The sequence below is a fragment of the Shinella sp. GW821-FHT11G07 genome (assembly GCF_058808115.1).
The window spans coordinates 691066-707588 of sequence record NZ_JBXARJ010000001.1; the positions used below are offsets into that span (position 1 = coordinate 691066).

The window sequence follows — 16523 nt, forward strand, 5'->3', positions numbered from 1 at the left end:
CCCTTTCAAACGGCTTCGGCGAGTGGCACCCGGCCGGCATGGATCTTTGCCAGCCGCGCAAGATGCGGCAGGCCACCCATGACCAGATCGTAGTCCTGGACGAAATCGATCAGGCAGGCGATCTCGTTGATGCCGGCAGCGCCCAGCGCTTCGACGGTTTCCGCGCATCCCTCCGGCGTGCCAATCAGCGAGCGTCCCTTGATGAACCCCTCGACGCCGAACTCGATGAGGCTGTCGAGGTCGTCCTTGCTGAAATTCTCCAACGCGATATCGAGACCCATGCTGCGAGCCAGCCCTTCGAGAAGGTGGTAGTGGGTCCGCAGATATTCACTGAACGGCCCCTTCACATTCGCCCTGACCTCGTCCGCATCCGCGCCAAGGAAGGTGTGCACCATGATCGTGACGGTGCCGGAGGACGGATCGTGACCGTGTTTTTCCAGCGACCGGCGATAGGCCTGGATTTTGGGCGTGAGGGTTTCCAGGGTTTCGCCCAGCAGGGCGGTCAGCACGTTGATGCCGCGGCGGCCCGCCTCGACGAAGGTTTCGGTCGACTGGCAGGCGACCCAGAAGGGAACGCGCGGTTGAACCGGACGCGGCAGGGTCTTGGCCTCGACGATACTGCCGTCCGCATCCTCGAACGGCACGGTCTCGCCCGCCAGCAGCTTGGAAAGCTGGTCGTAGCTGCGCCACATCAGGCTGCGCCGGCTGCCATGCGGTTCGCGCGACAGGACGAACTCGTTGCGCGTCCAGCCCGACGCGATCGCGACACCGGCGCGGCCGCCGGAGAGATTGTCGACGACGGCGATTTCCTCGGCCACGCGCACGGGGTGATGCAACGGCAGGACGATGCTGCCGGACCGCAACTGCACCCGCTTGGTGATCATCGCCAATGCCGCATGGATGGTGGACGGGTTGGGGTAGAGACCGCCGAAAGCGTGGAAATGCCGTTCCGGCACCCAAAGGGCCGCGAGGCCGTTGTCATCGGCAAAACGCGCACTTTCCGTGAGCTGGCGATAGCGATCCTTGCTGGGGCTCGCACCGTCGCCGTCGAAGTAGAAAAGGCTGAATTTCATGGTGTTCATGCTCCGTGAGGACTGGTCGTTGTCTGGATCTATGCTTCCCGGCGCGCACCGACGGCCTCGATGTCATCGAGAAGCGCTGCGAGGGTTTCCTGCTCGCGCCGGGCGGCATCAAGCGAATCGCGAATGACGGCGGCAATTCCCGCCACGGTCGGCGCCTCGAACAGCAAGGCGCGCATCGGCAGGTCGGTGGCGAACTGCTTGCGCAGGCGCGTGACCACCTGCACCGCAAGCAGCGAATGCCCGCCGAGTTCGAAGAAGTTGTCCATGGCGCCGATGCGCTCGATGCCGAGGAGTTCGCCCATGACGGAAGCCACGGTCGCCTCCACCGGATCACGTGGTGCGACATAGGCCGTGCGGATGCCCTGGCGACCGGTCGCGGCTTCAGGAGCGTTCGCAACGGACTCCACCGTTGCCCGCATCGCTGCAGCCATGCGGTGGTGAAGATGTTCGGGCGTCACGACGACGCGGGTGAGTTCCGGACGGGCGAGGACGGCGCGCGTGACCTGCCACACCTCGTCCGCATCGATGGCTTTGGCATAGAGGCTTCCGCCTTCTCCGCGGTTTTGCCCATAGGGCAGGCACGTATCCCAGTTGATCGCCTGCCAGGCCGGTTGCATCTTGCCGCGCCGTGCCTCGACGAAGGCGTCAAGGAAGCTGTTGGCTGCCGCATAGGCAGCAAGGCCGCCGCCGCCGACGATCGAGGAGAGCGACGACTGGACGAGCACGAAGTCGGGCTGCGCCGTGGAGAGCGCGGTGGCAAGCGCGGAAAGCCCGGCAACCTTGGTGGCAAACAGGCCGCTGGAGCCGTCCATCGTGGTCTCGGCAAGCGGGCAATGATAGAGCTCACCCATGCCGGCGGTGTGGAAGACACCCCGGATCGGGCTGAACCGCCGTTGGCCGTCTTCCAGAACGGAGGCCAGCCATTCCGGATCGGACAGGTCGCCGCTGAAGAGAATATAATGTTCTCCCGGCGTACCGATGTCGCGCAGCGTTCGAACGAACCGGCTGACGGGATGCTGCGGGCTGTGCGAGGCGAGCCAATGCTCCCATTCGGCCGGGGGCGGCAAGCCGGCGCGACCGGCAAGGATCACTCGGGCGCCGTGCGACTGGATGAGCGTGCGTGCATAAATCAGGCCGAGACCATCGATCAGATCGCCGGCGACGAGATAGGTTGCTCCATCCTGCAAGGCCGCAACCTCAACGGGCTCGGCGACCGGGCTCGCCGCATGCCCCTCCAGCCAGGCAAATCCGCCGCGCAGGGCTGAGACCGTCGCATCCTCCCGCCACGGCCTGAGCAGGGCGCCGGAAAGACCCGCAACCATCGCAGAAGGATTAGCTCCCGGCAGATCGATGCTGCGGCAGTTCAACCCCGGCAACTCCTGCGGCAGGACCCGCAGGCTTCCCAGCACCATGGCAGCGTGCGGATCAAGCGTTTCCGAACCGGTGACCTGATGCATGCCGCTTGCCAGCACCGTCAGCAATGCAGGTCTGTCGGCGACGTCGGCCAGGGCGCGCCCGAGCGCCAGCGCGCTCGCAAAACCGACGTTGGAACCGGCTTCTCCGCCAAGAGCGAAACCATTGATGATCTGGTCGGGCACACGGCCCTTCGCTGCGAGATCGGCCAGGAGCGCGCGATAGTGATCGGCATCGACTGGATCGAGGTGATAGGTCTCGCCGTCAAAAGTAAATGTGTCTCCTGCCTCGACCTGGATTGTTTCAACGTCCTCCGGCAGCGCACCGATCGCCGTTGCGGCAGCACGGCCGTTCAGCAGCAACCAGCGCTGCTTTTCCCCACGACGATCGTCCTTCACGGAAAGCGTCGTGTCGCGCGTCCATGTCGGCTGGTGGAACCAGTCGGAGAGATTATCGAGCCGTTCCAATTGAACGCCTTCCACCGCAACCGGTGAAACGGGCGGGATCCAATAGGACGTGTGCTGGAACGGATAGGTGGGCAGGCCGACGCGGCGCCGGGCGCCCTGTTGGAGTGCTCCCCAGTCAACATCGGTTCCGGCCGTCCAAAGTTCGCCGAAGGCGAGCAAGGCGTGGTCGGCGGCATCGCGCGCCGAACCCGCATCGGGCAATGACGCGACCGCGCGCATGTCCGGCCGCGCCTGCTGGCGGGCTAGCCGGGTCAGCGACGAGCCGGGGCCGACCTCCAGCAGGAGCGGATTGGAAAGTTCCAGAACGCGGGCGAGGCTGGGTCCGAAAAGCACGGTTCGGCGCAGGTGGGCGACCCAATAGGCCGGGTCCGTCGCCTGCTCAGCCGTCAACCAGTCGCCGGTGAGGTTCGACAGGATATCGAGCGTCGGCGGATTGCGTTTGACGGTGTCAAGAATCTCGGAAAACTCTTGGAGCGCCGGTTCCATCATGAAGCTGTGGAAGGCATGGGAGGTGCGCAACGGCCGGCTGCCGAGGCCGCTTCGGTCGAACTGCTCGGCGAGCGCCGCAATCGCGTCCGCGGTTCCCGCGAGCACGCAGCTGCGCGGACCGTTGACGGCGGCAAGCTCGACCTCGGCTGACAGCACGGAACGGGCTTCCGCCTCCGACAGCATGACCGACAGCATGGCGCCGGGTGCGCAGGCCTGCATCAGGCGACCGCGTGCGCAGACGATGCGGAGCGCATCTTCCAGCGAGAAGACGCCAGCGAGGCAGGCCGCCACATATTCGCCGATGCTGTGTCCCAGCAGCGCGCGCGGTTTGAGGCCCCTTGCGAGCCACATCTGTGCCAGCGCATATTCGATGACGAAGAGCGCCGGCTGCGTCACTTCCGTACGGCTGAGCGCCTCCGCATCGGCACCGTCGGCGTAAAGCAGCGCTTTCAGATCTAGATCGTCCGGCAGGCCTGCGACACAAGCATCGAAGGCCGCCTTGAAGGTGGGGTCGCGATCGTAGAGTTCGCGCGCCATTCCGACATGCTGAGCTCCCTGCCCCGGGAAGAGGAAAACGAGGCTGGGATCCCCGGGCAATAGGTCGCCGGCAACGCAGCCCGGTCCTTCACCGGCCGCAATCAGCGCGGAGGCAGACGCTTTGTCATGGGCGAGGCCTACGAAACGATGGGCCATCGGCCGGCGGCCGGTCTGCAAGGTGAAAGCGATCTCGGCGAGGTTCGCCGGGGCCGTGTCACCGAGGGCCATGGCAAGTGCATTGCGCATACCCTCCAGCGCTTCGGGCGAACGGGCGGAGAGCGGCAGCAGCTGTGGGCCGTCAACGACGGCTTCCGCTGGCCGCGCCGGTGCCTCCTCCAGGATGACATGGGCATTCATGCCCCCCATGCCGAAGGCGCTGATCGCAGCACGCCGCGGCCGCTCTGGCGTGCCCTTCCAATCCCGGTTTTCCGTGACGACGCGGAACGGGCTCGCCGCAAGATCGAAGCCCGGATTGGGCGCGTTGAAGTTGATGCTGGCGGGCAGGCTGCCATGCCGGAGCGCAAGCACCGTCTTGATGAGGCCGCCCATGCCGGCGGCGACGTCCATGTGGCCGATATTGCCCTTCACCGAACCGATCGCGCATTCACGCCCCTCCGCCTTGAAAGCAGGGCCGTAGACCCGGTTCAGCGACGCCAGTTCGATGGGATCGCCGAGCGCCGTGGCGGTGCCGTGCGCTTCGACATAGTCGATGCTTGCGGGCGCGATGCGGGCATCGGCAAGGGCGGCCTCCAGAACAGCCTGCTGTCCCGCGATGCTGGGCGCCGTCAGGCCGACCTTCGCGGCCCCGTCATTGCCGATCGCCGAGCCACGGACCACGGCATAGATCGTGTCGCCATCGGCCAATGCATCGCTCAGGCGCTTGAGCACCACGACACCGACGCCGTTGGTAAAGACGGTGCCTTGCGCGGCGGCATCGAACGGCCGGCAAAGCCCGTCCGGGGAACTGACCCCCTCGCTCTTGTAGACATAGCCTTCCGGCCGCGGCTGGCCGATCGCCACTGCACCGGCCAGCGCCATGTCGGTTTCACGTGCCAGCAGGGCGCGTGCGGCAAGATGCAGGGAGATCAGGGACGATGCGCAGGTTGCCTGCACGCCGACGCTGGGGCCTTTGAGATCAAGGTGGTAGGCGACGCGCGAGGCGATCAGGCCGATGACATTGCTGAGCCCGGCATGGATCGGATCGACGGTCTCGCGCAGCGTCCGGTTCGCCTGGATGTTGCTGAAATTGTAGGTGAGCGCGCCGCCGGCATAGACGCCGATCCGGCCTTGATAGGTCCGGCTGTCATAACCGGCATGTTCCAGCGCCCCCCAGGCGCATTCGAGAAAGACGCGCTGCTGTGGATCGAGAAGTTCGGCATCGCGCGGCGAATAGCCGAAGAAGCCCGCATCGAAACCGGTCGGGTCATCGAAGCCACCCCAGACGCGCACGTAGTCCGGCCGCGAGGAAACCTCGGCGTCGACGCCGGCCTGTTCCAGCTCCGCGTCGTCGACCGGACGAAGCCCGCTTTCGCCGGAACGGAGCAAGCGCCAAAACGCATCCACATTGTCCGCGCCCGGAAATCGGCCGGCAAGGCCGACGATGGCGACCCGCTCATCGCGCTCCGCCTGGAATTTCTCGAGACGCTGGCGCGCATCCCGCAGGATGGCGAACATTGCTTCCTGATCAACGCCTTCTGAGGCAGAAGCCGGCTTGTCGGCAGAGGTCATCGCTGGTGCTTTCGTTCGTTGATCAAAAGGTTGCGGATAAACCGGTCAGCCTGCCGTTTCGGAACCGAGCAAGGCCTTCAGGGCCGCGAATTCGGCGGCGAGCGACGGCTGCAGGCCAGTTGGCGTCGCCACCGTCTTCGCATCGTTCGCGGGCGCCTCGTGCCGGATTTCGGTGTCGTGCATATCGGTGCGAACGGTGCCCCAGAGATGCTCCGTCAGGGCATCGATCGTCGGATGCTCGAAGATGAGCGTCGGCCCGACCTGGACGGCGAGTTCGCGCTCGATCGTCGCGCCGATATTGACCAGAGCGACGGAATCGAGCCCGAGATCAAAGAAGCCGGCGGCGGCATCCGGCAGTTCACCAGGACCGAGGCGCGCGAGAAGACCCACTTCCTGCCGGATAAGACGCCGCAGCGCGTCCTTGCGCAGCGCTTTCGGTTGGCGGTGCAATTGCTCCTGCCAGCTCGGTTGCTCGACCACGTCAGGCAGGTCGATCCTGGCATCCGGGCGCGCATCCCAGCGCGCCACGATGCGCAGGTCACCGCTGACGACACCCTGGCGGCAGGCAAAACGGCGGACCTTGCCGCTCGGCGTGCGCGGCAGGCTGCTCGGACGGATGAGCGCGATGATCGCGGCCTTCAGGTTGTGGTTGCGCGATACAGCGCCGCGAATGGCCCGGAACACGTCCTCGGCATCGATGTCCCGCAAACCCTCGCGCGTCAGTTCGCACACGACACCCACCTGCTCCTCGCTATCCAGCTCCAGGGAGAAGGCGCCTGCCCGACCCTGCGCGAGCGCCGGATGGCAGGAGAACACCGACTGCTCGATGTCCTCCGGATGGTGATTCTGTCCGCGGATGATGATGAGGTCCTTGAGGCGGCCGGTGATGTAGATCTGGCCGGCGAGGCGGAAGCCGAGATCGCCGGTGCGCCGCCAGCCACTGGTACCGTCAAGCACCTGGTCGAAGGTTTCCGCGTTCAGCTTGGCGCGACCCCAGTAGCCCGGCGTGACATTCGGCCCTTTGATCCAGATTTCGCCGACGGCACCATCGGCAACGCGGGCGCGCCGGTCGGGGTCCACCAGTGCGAGATCGAGACCGTCTGCGGCACGGCCGCAGGCAGCAAGTTCCAGCGTTTCCTGCGTGCTCTCCTCTTGCCCGATCTCAATCGCCGCGCCACGCGCCGTCAACTCGTCGCGTCGTATCGAGAGAATATGCGGCGGATCGTCCGGGCCGTTGCCGGTCTGGAAGAGCGTCGCCTCGGCCTGGCCGTAGCAGCAATACAGGGCCTTCCAGCGGAAGCCGCATGGCTCGAAAGTCGCGGCGAAGCGTCGGAGCGTCTGCGGCCGGATCGGCTCGGCGCCGTTGTAGGCGATGCGAATTGTCGAGAGATCGAGCCCAGCCACGGCGCCCGGCGTGTACTTCTCCACACAGTGCTCGTAGGAAAAATTCGGGCCGCCGATCACCGTCGCGCGGACATGGCTGGCGAGCTCCAGGAAACGCAAGGGCCTGCGCAGGAACGAGGCCGGCGCCATCAGGGATACCGAGAAGCCGTTGAAAACCGGCGACAGAATGCCGTCGATCAGGCCCATGTCGTGATAGTGCGGCAACCAGCAGGCGGAGCGGTCGGATGGGCCATATTCGAAGGCCACGCTGATCTGCCGCAGATTGGCCATCAGGTTGCCGTGCGTGACCATCACGCCCTTCGGATCGCTCGTAGAACCCGATGTGTATTGCAGGAACGCGACGTGTTTCGGGCCGGGCGAAAAGAACGGCTGATTGTCATCGTTCTGTTGGCAGGCGATGGCAGGATCGGCGCCCATCGGCGCGACGCAAAAGCCGTGGCCGACGGCCTGCTGCAAAGGCGTGAGCGTTTCGATGAGATCCTTGTCGCACAGGATTCCGGTTATGCCGGCGTCGCGCGCTATATGCAACCAACGATGGATTCCGTCGGCACGCCGTGGCGCCGGCACGGGAACCGGAACAGCCCCCGCATAGAGGCATCCGAGGAACGTCGCGATGAAGCCGAGCCCAGGCGGATAGACGACGAGAATGCGCACGCCGGGGATGACGAGGCCCGTTGCGGCAAGCTCCCGACCTACGTTGCGCGCCCTGTCACGAAGCTCCTTCCAGCTCCATGCATCGAAGCGCCCTTCTGCGACGGCGGTGGCGTCATCATAGAAAAACCGCATCGCCATATCGGCGGGCATTTCCCGTGAACGCTTCTCAAGCGCATGAATTATTGAATAAAATTCTCCGTTTCCTTTTTCGGCCTGCGTCGTCCATGACGTGTTTTGCACTGCCTGTTGCTCCTTCGTGGAACGGAGGGCGGACCTTTGAAAGGCCGTCGCAAGACGCCTTTCCCGCTCCCCTGAAACGAGAATCATTCACTTCAATTCGGTGTCGCGGGAGCCAGGCCCCGATGACGAATTGCCTCTTGCATATAATTCTTGAATGCCGTAGTCAACAATACAGACGGCAATTGATTGCCTCGACAGAGTGGTTTTTCGACGTAATCAGAGGTTGCAATGATTTTGGCGCCGGTTCCTGTGCGAACCTCTCCGGTCATCATCGATACTGGCCGTCTTGATGCTCTTTCGAGGCGCGTCGGCCAGCATGTTTGCGTAGCGACGGAGGCCACGCGATGAACGTTCGCGAGACGATCGAGACGTTTCTGGAAGGCCTTGCCCGGCAAGAGATTCGCGTGTGGAGCGATGCCGGGACGCTTCGCTGCTCCGGCCCTCCGCAAGCCCTGACGCAGGACGTCACGGCGCTCGTGCGCGATCGCAAGGCCGAGATCCTGTCCTTCCTGACGACTGGTCAGCTGGCCGGTGGCGGCCGCTCGATCATTGCGCGCAGCAATCCCTCGCCACCGCTCTCGTTTGCCCAGCAAAGGCTCTGGTTCATCGAGCAGATGTTGCCGGAAGCCGGGCTCTATCACATGCCGTTTGCCGTCGAGGCACAGGGTGCGCTCGACATCAATGCGCTCGAAGCCGCGCTGGAAAAAGTCGCCGCGCGGCACGCTGTTCTGCGCACCCGCATCGACATCCGGGAAGGCGAACCGGTCCAGCAAACCGTCGAGGACGCGCGCATTCCCGTCACGCTGATCGATCGCCGTGCCGACGGCCTCGATGCGCAGGACTTGGAGGTCGTGATCAGGGCGGAAGCCCAGCGGCGGTTCGATCTTGCAAGCGAGCCACCGCTTCGCCTGAGCGTGATTTCGCTCGGCCCGGACCGCAACATCCTTCTGCTCACGCTGCATCACATCTGCGCCGATGGCTGGTCGATGGACGTGCTTTTGAAGGACCTCGCGTTCTTCTATGAAAGCGCCGTGTCGGGGGGGACTGGAAAAATCCGCGCGCTGCCGATCCAGTATGGCGATTTCGCCGCCTGGCAGCGGGATTTCCTGCAAGGCCCGAAGCTTGAGCAATCCCTGGCGTTCTGGCGGGAGCATCTCGAAGGACCGTTGCCCGTAACCCGCTTGCCCGCCGATTTTCAGCGGCCGCCGGTGCAAAACAACGAAGGTCGCTTGCATGAGGTCGCGATCGATGCCGACACCGTCGCGCGGCTTCGTGGCCTTGCCGGCACGGCAGGGGCGACACTCTTCGCGGCCCTTTTCACGGCGTTCAACATCCTGGTCTGCCGTTACACGGACCAGGCCGATCTTGTGATCGGCACGCCGGTCGCCAACCGCAGCCACCGGGAATCCGAAGACCTCGTCGGGCTGTTCGTCAATCCGCTGCCGGTTCGTGCGCGCCTGCGGCCGACGGCCGGTTTCCGGGACAATCTCAAGCATGTCCAGGAGACCCTGTGGGGTGTCCTCGATCATCAGGACCTGCCCTTCGAGCGGCTGGTCGAAGAGCTGCGGCCCGAGCGTGATCCGAGCCTCCATCCGCTGTTCCAACTGAAATTCCAGCTCGACGCGGAGCCGAAGCAGAAGATCGGATTGCCCGGCCTCGAACTACGGCGGATTCACAGCCGCGACGTCGTGGCCAAGCTCGATCTCAGCCTGAACCTCTACGAGGCGGGCGATGCCGTCAAAGGTGCCTTCGAATTCGACACTGCGCTTTTCAAGCCGGAGACGGTCCGCGCACTTGCAAAACACTTCCTCGCCCTGCTCCAGGCCATCGCTGAGAACCCCGATCTGCCGATAGCGGGCCTCCCGCTCCTGCCTGTCGAGGACCGCCAAAGACAGCTCGTCGAATGGAACGAGACGCAGCGCCCCTATGACACGGCAGCGCGCTTCCAGACGCTTTTCGAGGCACATGCGGCCAGAACGCCCGATGCCGTCGCGCTGGTCTACGCTTCCGGCGGGGATATGCAGGTCCAGAGCTACGACGCGCTGAACCGCCGCGCCAATCAACTCGCCCACATGCTGCGCGCGAAGGTCGTGGGGCCGGAGACCGTGGTCGGTATCGCGCTTGATCGTGGCTTCGACATGATCGCGGCCTGGCTCGGCGTGCTCAAGGCCGGCGGCGCCTATCTTCCGCTCGATCCGGCCTATCCGGCCGAACGTCTCGCCTACATGCTTGCGGATTCGCAAGCACCGCTGGTCTTGACGCACCAGGCGATGGCGCTACCGGACGGGGTGCCGCGGATCGATCTCGATACCGACTGGCCGCAGGACGCGCCGGAGGATAATCCCGACAACATCAGCCGGGCCGACCATCTCGCCTACGTCATCTACACGTCTGGCTCGACCGGCCGGCCGAAAGGCGTGCTCGTCGAGCATGCCGGCCTGGTCAACCTGACGGAAGACAAGATCCGCTGCGGCGACGTACGATCCGGCGATTGCGTGCTGCAATTCTTCAGCTTCAGCTTCGATGCCTCGATCCCCGAACTGGTCATGAGCCTCGGCGCCGGTGCGAAGCTGCTGCTTCTCCCGGCAATGGAGGCCCTGCCCGGCCCCGGTCTCGCCGAGCACATGCGCAAGCATGGCGTCACCCATATCACCATGACCCCCTCCGCCCTGCTGACCCTTCCGGCGGGGAATTACCCTGCGCTCCGCATGGTGCTGGTCGGCGGCGAAGCACCGACGCCCGAACTGATCGAGCGCTGGAGCAGCGGGCGCCTGTTCATCAACGCCTACGGGCCGACCGAAACCACGGTCAATGCCAGCATGGTGGCATGCGGAAACGGCAATCCCGTCGACGCCACGCTATGGCCGGCGGCAAACAAGCAGCTCTACGTTCTCGACGCCAATATGCAGCCTTTGCCGATCGGCATTCCAGGAGAACTCCACATCGGTGGTCTGGGCATCGCGCGCGGCTATCACGGTCGGCCGGCGCTGACCGCCGAGCGCTTCGTGCCGGACCCGTTCGCATCAAAGGACCGGCCCGGCGTGCTCTACCGCACGGGAGACCGGGCCTGCCAGTTGCCGGACGGACGCATTCGCGTCCTCGGGCGGCTCGATGACCAGGTCAAGATTCGTGGCTACCGCATCGAGCCGGGCGAAATCGAAGCCATGCTTCAGACCCATCCCGACATCGCCGCCGCAACCGTCGCAATCCGGGACGTCGATGGCGAAAAACGCATCGTCGCCTATGGGGTAGCCAAGGCCGCAGGCCCTGCCGCCGCCGCGACGATGCGCAGCTGGCTGGCAGAGCGCCTTCCCCGTTTTCTCGTGCCCGATGCGTTCGCCTGGCTCGACCGACTGCCGCTGACGGTCAACGGCAAGGTCGACATGAGCGCACTTCCCTTGCCGGATTTTTCGCACGACAGCGACGGGCGTCTGCCTCAGGGACCGACCGAAGAGGCGATCGCAGCAGCCTTCAAGGATGTGCTCGGCATCGCGTCGGTTTCGGCCGGCGATGATTTTTTCAACCTTGGCGGCCATTCACTGCTGGCCACCCGGCTGTCGGCTCTTGCCAAGGAGCGCTACGGGCTGGAGATCGGCATTCTCGATATCTTCAATGCGCCGACCGTCGAAGGCCTCGCGGCACGCATTGAAAACCGTTCGGCAGGCACGCCTGCGCTCGATTCGCTGCTGCGGAGCGACATCCGTCTCGACGAGACGATCCGCCCCCCCGCCATCATCCCGATATCCGATCGACCGCGCAATGTGCTGCTGACCGGTGGGACAGGCTTCCTCGGCGCCTACCTTCTGCACGAACTGTTGCGAGATGAAGGACGCCAGGTCTGGTGCCTGTTGCGCGGAGAGGCCGGTATCGGCCGCCTGAAGGCGTCCCTCGGTCAATACGGTCTGTGGCGCAGTTCCATGGCCGGACGGCTGCACGCCGTGGCGGGCGACCTCGCCAAACCCGGCCTCGGCCTTGCCCCTCCCGATTATGAACGTCTCGTCGCAAGGATCGATTCGATCATCCACAACGGGGCCGAAGTCCACCATCTTCACCCCTACGAGCGACTGCGTGCCGCCAATGTCGAAGGCACGACGGAAATCCTGCGGTTCGCCTGCGCAGGACGCGGCCGATCGCTGCACCTCGTCTCATCGCTCAGCGCCCTGCCCCGCAATGGTGTTCGCACACCCATACTGGAAACGGACCGGATCGAGGCGTTCCCGCCCCCGGCGGGCGGCTACAATCGCAGCAAGTGGGTCGCCGAACATCTGGCCGAGGAAGGCCGGCGCCGTGGCGTGCCGGTCACCATTTATCGCCCCGGCGCCATATCCGGCGACAGCGAAACCGGTGCCTTCAACGGTGCCGATATCCTGTGCCGGCTGATGCAGGGCTATTTGCGGTCCGGCATGGCACCGGAGGGGGATACCCCTCTGGAAATGCTCCCGGTCGACTATGTGGCGCGGGCAATCGTCGCGCTCTCCGACAGGTCGGAATCGTCCGGGCAGATTTTTCATCTCGTGCATTCCGCACCCGTCTCATCCGCCCTTCTCTTTGACGCCTGCGCGCTCGAAGGGCTCGCGATGCGGCGCATCCCGCGTCTCGCCTGGCGTGAGGTTCTGGACCGGATCGCGCGCGAGGAAACGGATCATCCGCTCTATCCGCTGATGGGACTGTTCGAACAAGGACCGTCTGACGGCGCGAAAGCCGCCGGAGCCGGCGGCCGGACCTTCGACCACCAGCAGGCGCGCGCGGCACTTGCCGGCGCATCGTTTGCCGAGCCCGTGCTCGATACCGCGCTGTTCCGCAAATACCTGCAGGCTTTCCTCCGGGCCGGCGCCCTCAACTCCTCCACCGTCGACGGAAAAACAGATGCTTGAACAAGCCAGCAATTACGATCACTGGGCGTGGCTCTACAACCAGACGCTGGGCCCGCGCTACGGCGAGCACAAGATTGGTCCGATCGAGCGTGTCGTGCTTCCGCATGTTCCCACGGGCGGCACCATCCTCGACCTGTGCTGCGGCACCGGGCAACTCGTAGCACAGCTCGTCGACCGGGGTTATTCCGTCACCGGTTTCGACGGCTCGGCGGATATGCTGCGCCACGCGCAGGAAAACGCGCCGTCCGCCGCCTTCACGCAGGGCGATGCACGCGACTTTACCTTTGAAGCACCGTTCGACGCCGTGCTGTGCACCAGCGCATCGCTCAACCACATGGCAAGCCTCGATGACCTGCGAGGCGTCTTCACCAGCGTCAACCGATCTTTGAAAGAGGGTGGCATTTTCGTCTTCGACGTCAACCATCCGGCACAGATGTCCCGCTACTGGCATGGGCGACCGACGGAGGGGGAAATCCACCCGGACTTTGCCTGGCTGATCACGCCCAAATATGATCCCTCGGCCGGACGCGGCGCCTTCACCGTCGATATCTATCGCCGGCCCGATGAACGCCGGCGTTTCTCGCTGAAGAACCTCGCGGGCCGCGTGACAAGGACGGACAGCCTGCGCAGCTGGCGGCTGGCTCTGCTCTCCCGCTACAAGACGTTCCGTCCGGACTGGGAACACCGCTCGGTCGTCAATGTGGTCTGGGGCCACGACCTCGAGGCCGTCACCGCCCTCCTGCGCGAATGCGGCTTCGATGCGGACCTGCGCAGCACGAAGGGCGGGCCGATCGACGAGAAAAACGCCGCCTACTTCTTCTGCCGGAAGTCCGCCGCGACGGAGGCATCCCGATGAACGCGTTTGCCGGCACACACACGCCCGCCTCGGCCACGGCGGCCATTATCGCGGCGTTCAACCAGCGCAGCCAGGGCTCGAAGGATGCGAGCGCCGCGAACAGGCATTTTCTTGCTGACAAGAGCGCGATCGGCGTGCCGTTCTCACCCATCGCCAAAGAAGCGCTGTATCCGATCGTGGCGACGAGGGCGGAAGGGGCGAATCTCTGGGACGTCGATGGCAATCGCTATGTCGATATCCTGATGGGCATGGGCATCAACCTGTTCGGCCACAACCCGTCGTTCATCCGAAACGCCATCGAAGAGCAGCTCGCCAAGGGCTTTGCGGTTGGTCCGCAATCGGAGCTTGCCGGCGAAACGGCGGAGCTCTTTTGCCGCCTCACCGGCAAGGACCGCGTGACGTTCAGCAATACCGGCACCGAGGCAGTGATGACCGCGATCCGCATTGCGCGCGCTGCGACCGGTCGCCGGAAGATCGCGATCTTTGCAGGCTCGTATCATGGGCATTCCGACCAAGTGCTGAACAAGCCTGCCGGCCCGGCGGACCTGCGGGCGGTTCCGGCCTTTCCCGGCGTCACGGACACGACGGCGCGGGATGTCATCCTGCTCGACTACGCCAATCCGCAATCGCTCGACATCCTGCGCAAGCGAGGCCGACATCTCGCCGCCGTGCTGGTCGAGCCGGTGCAGAGCCGCAACATCGATGTGCAGCCGCGCGCCTTCCTGCACGAGCTTCGCGCGATTACCGAACAGACAGGCACAGTCCTGATCTTCGATGAGATGATCAGTGGTTTCCGGGTCGCGCAGGGTGGCGCCCAGGCACATTTCGGCGTTGAGGCCGATATCGCGACCTATGGCAAGATCGCAGGCGGAGGATTGGCGCTGTCGCTGATCGCCGGCAGCAACCGCTTCATGAACTATGTCGATGGCGGCGCCTGGTCCTATGGTGACGCCTCGGGCCCGGTGGTACAGCCGACATTCTTTGCCGGTACCTATTGCCGGCATCCGCTGGCGCTCGCGGCTGCCCGCGCCGCCGCTCGGCACATGCTCGACGCGGGGCCGGCGCTTCAGGAAGGGCTGAACGCGCGAACCAGCGCCCTCGTGACCCGTCTCAACGCGTCCCTGGCGGCATCCCGGCTGCCTGTCGTCTTCACCTCGTTCGGTTCGTTCTTTTCCGTTGCGGCCGGCCGCAGCGGCGTTCCGCCACTCGCGCTCAATCTGCTTTCGCTTCTGCTGTTGACGGCGGGCATTCACCTGCGCGGCGGCGACAAGGGCGGTTTCCTTTCCACCGCCCACACCGATGCCGATATCGACGTCATCCACGACGCCTTCCTGCAAGGTTTTCAGTCCCTTGCAGGCTTCGGCCTTCTTCCCCTCACTGATGGAACCAACGCGCCATGAGCAACCAGGATCAAGTCACCGAATTCCAGTATCGCGTCGTGATCAGCGACGAGGAACGCTATTCGATCTGGCCGACCTACAAGGACATTCCCTTCGGTTGGCGCGACGGCGGCTTTGCGGGACCGAAGCAGGCTTGCCTCGACCATATCAGCGAGGTGTGGACCGATATGCGCCCGCTGGCCCTTCGTCGCCTCATGGACGGCAACGCCGCCGCACAGTCCCGGCAGGAGTAGCATCCTTGACCCAGCATCAGCGTTTGTTGGACCCGACGCCGGGCGATGCGCCGGCTGCAAGCCCCATCGATCAGCCCTTGCGCGAAGCGGTGGCGCTGAGTGATGGCAAGCCTTCGTCGCAGGAGACGAATGCCTGGCTCGATCTTCTGCTGCCGGACCAGCTTCCTGCCGAAACCGCCCTCACCACGGCGGAGCGCAGCAGGATGCATGCCCTGCTCGGCACGTTGCTGGAGGCTCTGGAGCTTGATCATGCGGCAAGCGTCAAAAAGCTGGAGGAGCTTCTCGTCGCGCTTGGCAAGCCCGAAAGCCGTCCGGCCGAGGTCGATACGACAGGCCTGCCGCTGACGCCGTTCCAGGCGAGCGACTACGATCGTTACTTCCGCGTCAACCGGTTGACGACCGGCGAGCCGGCCGTCGCGATGGCGCGCAGCCTGATACAGACCGTGCACGCCGTCACCGCGCTTTTCGACAGAGGCAAGGACCTGCCCGTAATCCACATCCGCCGCCAGATCGAGGGTTTTGTCAGCCACACCCACCTGCTGGCCAGAACCTTCGGGGTGGAGCCGCTGCGATGAATGCCAGCCCTCCCTCTCCCTTCGCCATCTGGCGGGAGTTCCATTGGGCGTTCTTCCTGAACGTCCAGGGGCTCGTCGTTGCCCTCCGGCGTTTCCGGCTGCAGCTGGAGCGCGGGCTTTTGGCGTCGGCCGAAGAGGAGCTGATGACGGCGGCGACGCTGTTGACCTCCTCGGCGGCCTCCATGGAGCTCGCGGCGAGCTTCACCAAGGATGTCTATGAAAGCACCATCCGTGTCTCCATGACGCAGCCGACCGTGGAATCTGATGATTTCAGCGGCCTGATGTCGTGGGAACACGCCGTGCTCGTCGGTGTCTGGCGGGATCTGCGGCCGGTCTTCGAACAGCTTCCGGAGGAGCTGGCCGTCGCCCACTCGGCCTTCGTCGCCGCCTATCGGCACCTCGCCGAGAGCCATGTCGGCGTCTGCTCGCGCTTCGTCGACAGCGATGCCGGCAGCCTGCGGTTGGGTGACCGCAGTGCCGTGGAAACGCTGCGCCGCTTCGAGCGCGGCCGGCTCACCCTTATCGACCCCGCGGGCAAGGGATGCCCTTTCCATTCGTGATCAGACGAGGC

The 16523-nt window shown here is 64.8% G+C and carries 7 protein-coding genes and 1 pseudogene; 5 read left to right on the top strand and 3 right to left on the bottom strand.

Going from position 1 to position 16523, the window contains the following annotated elements:
• Positions 1-5 precede the first annotated feature (5 nt).
• The 3 genes from AC1RT2_RS03075 to AC1RT2_RS03085 are packed head-to-tail and all read right to left on the bottom strand — an operon-like array spanning position 6 to position 7912.
• The gene (locus tag AC1RT2_RS03075) at positions 6-1073 is read right to left on the bottom strand and encodes an LLM class flavin-dependent oxidoreductase (protein WP_493099363.1); all 1068 of its coding nucleotides are present in this window, start codon (positions 1071-1073) and stop codon (positions 6-8) included.
• Positions 1074-1111: 38 nt separating this feature from the next.
• Entirely contained in the window at positions 1112-5716 is a 4605-nt protein-coding gene (locus tag AC1RT2_RS03080) for a type I polyketide synthase (protein WP_493099365.1), read from the bottom strand.
• 45 nt (positions 5717-5761) lie between these two features.
• The gene (locus AC1RT2_RS03085; protein ID WP_493099367.1) at positions 5762-7912 is read right to left on the bottom strand and encodes an AMP-binding protein; all 2151 of its coding nucleotides are present in this window, start codon (positions 7910-7912) and stop codon (positions 5762-5764) included.
• A 446-nt stretch (positions 7913-8358) separates the two neighbouring features.
• Here AC1RT2_RS03085 and AC1RT2_RS03090 point away from each other — a divergent pair, with 446 nt between their 5' ends.
• The 5 genes and pseudogenes from AC1RT2_RS03090 to AC1RT2_RS03110 all read left to right on the top strand — a co-directional run bounded on the left by AC1RT2_RS03090 (position 8359) and on the right by AC1RT2_RS03110 (position 16512).
• Complete coding sequence (locus AC1RT2_RS03090; protein ID WP_493099369.1) at positions 8359-12888, top strand: amino acid adenylation domain-containing protein; 4530 nt, start codon at positions 8359-8361, stop codon at positions 12886-12888.
• On the top strand, positions 12881-13744 hold the full coding sequence (locus AC1RT2_RS03095; RefSeq protein ID WP_493099371.1) for a class I SAM-dependent DNA methyltransferase: 864 nt from the start codon (positions 12881-12883) through the stop codon (positions 13742-13744). The genes AC1RT2_RS03090 and AC1RT2_RS03095 overlap by 8 nt, the downstream gene beginning before the upstream one ends.
• Positions 13741-15144, top strand: coding sequence for an aspartate aminotransferase family protein (locus AC1RT2_RS03100; protein WP_493099373.1), 1404 nt, complete (start codon positions 13741-13743; stop codon positions 15142-15144). The genes AC1RT2_RS03095 and AC1RT2_RS03100 overlap by 4 nt, the downstream gene beginning before the upstream one ends.
• Entirely contained in the window at positions 15141-15377 is a 237-nt protein-coding gene (locus AC1RT2_RS03105) for an MbtH family protein (protein ID WP_493099375.1), read from the top strand. Before AC1RT2_RS03100 ends, AC1RT2_RS03105 begins: the two co-directional genes overlap by 4 nt.
• 203 nt (positions 15378-15580) lie before the next feature.
• A pseudogene (locus AC1RT2_RS03110) lies at positions 15581-16512 on the top strand (3-methyl-L-tyrosine peroxygenase-related protein).
• Positions 16513-16523 lie beyond the last annotated feature (11 nt).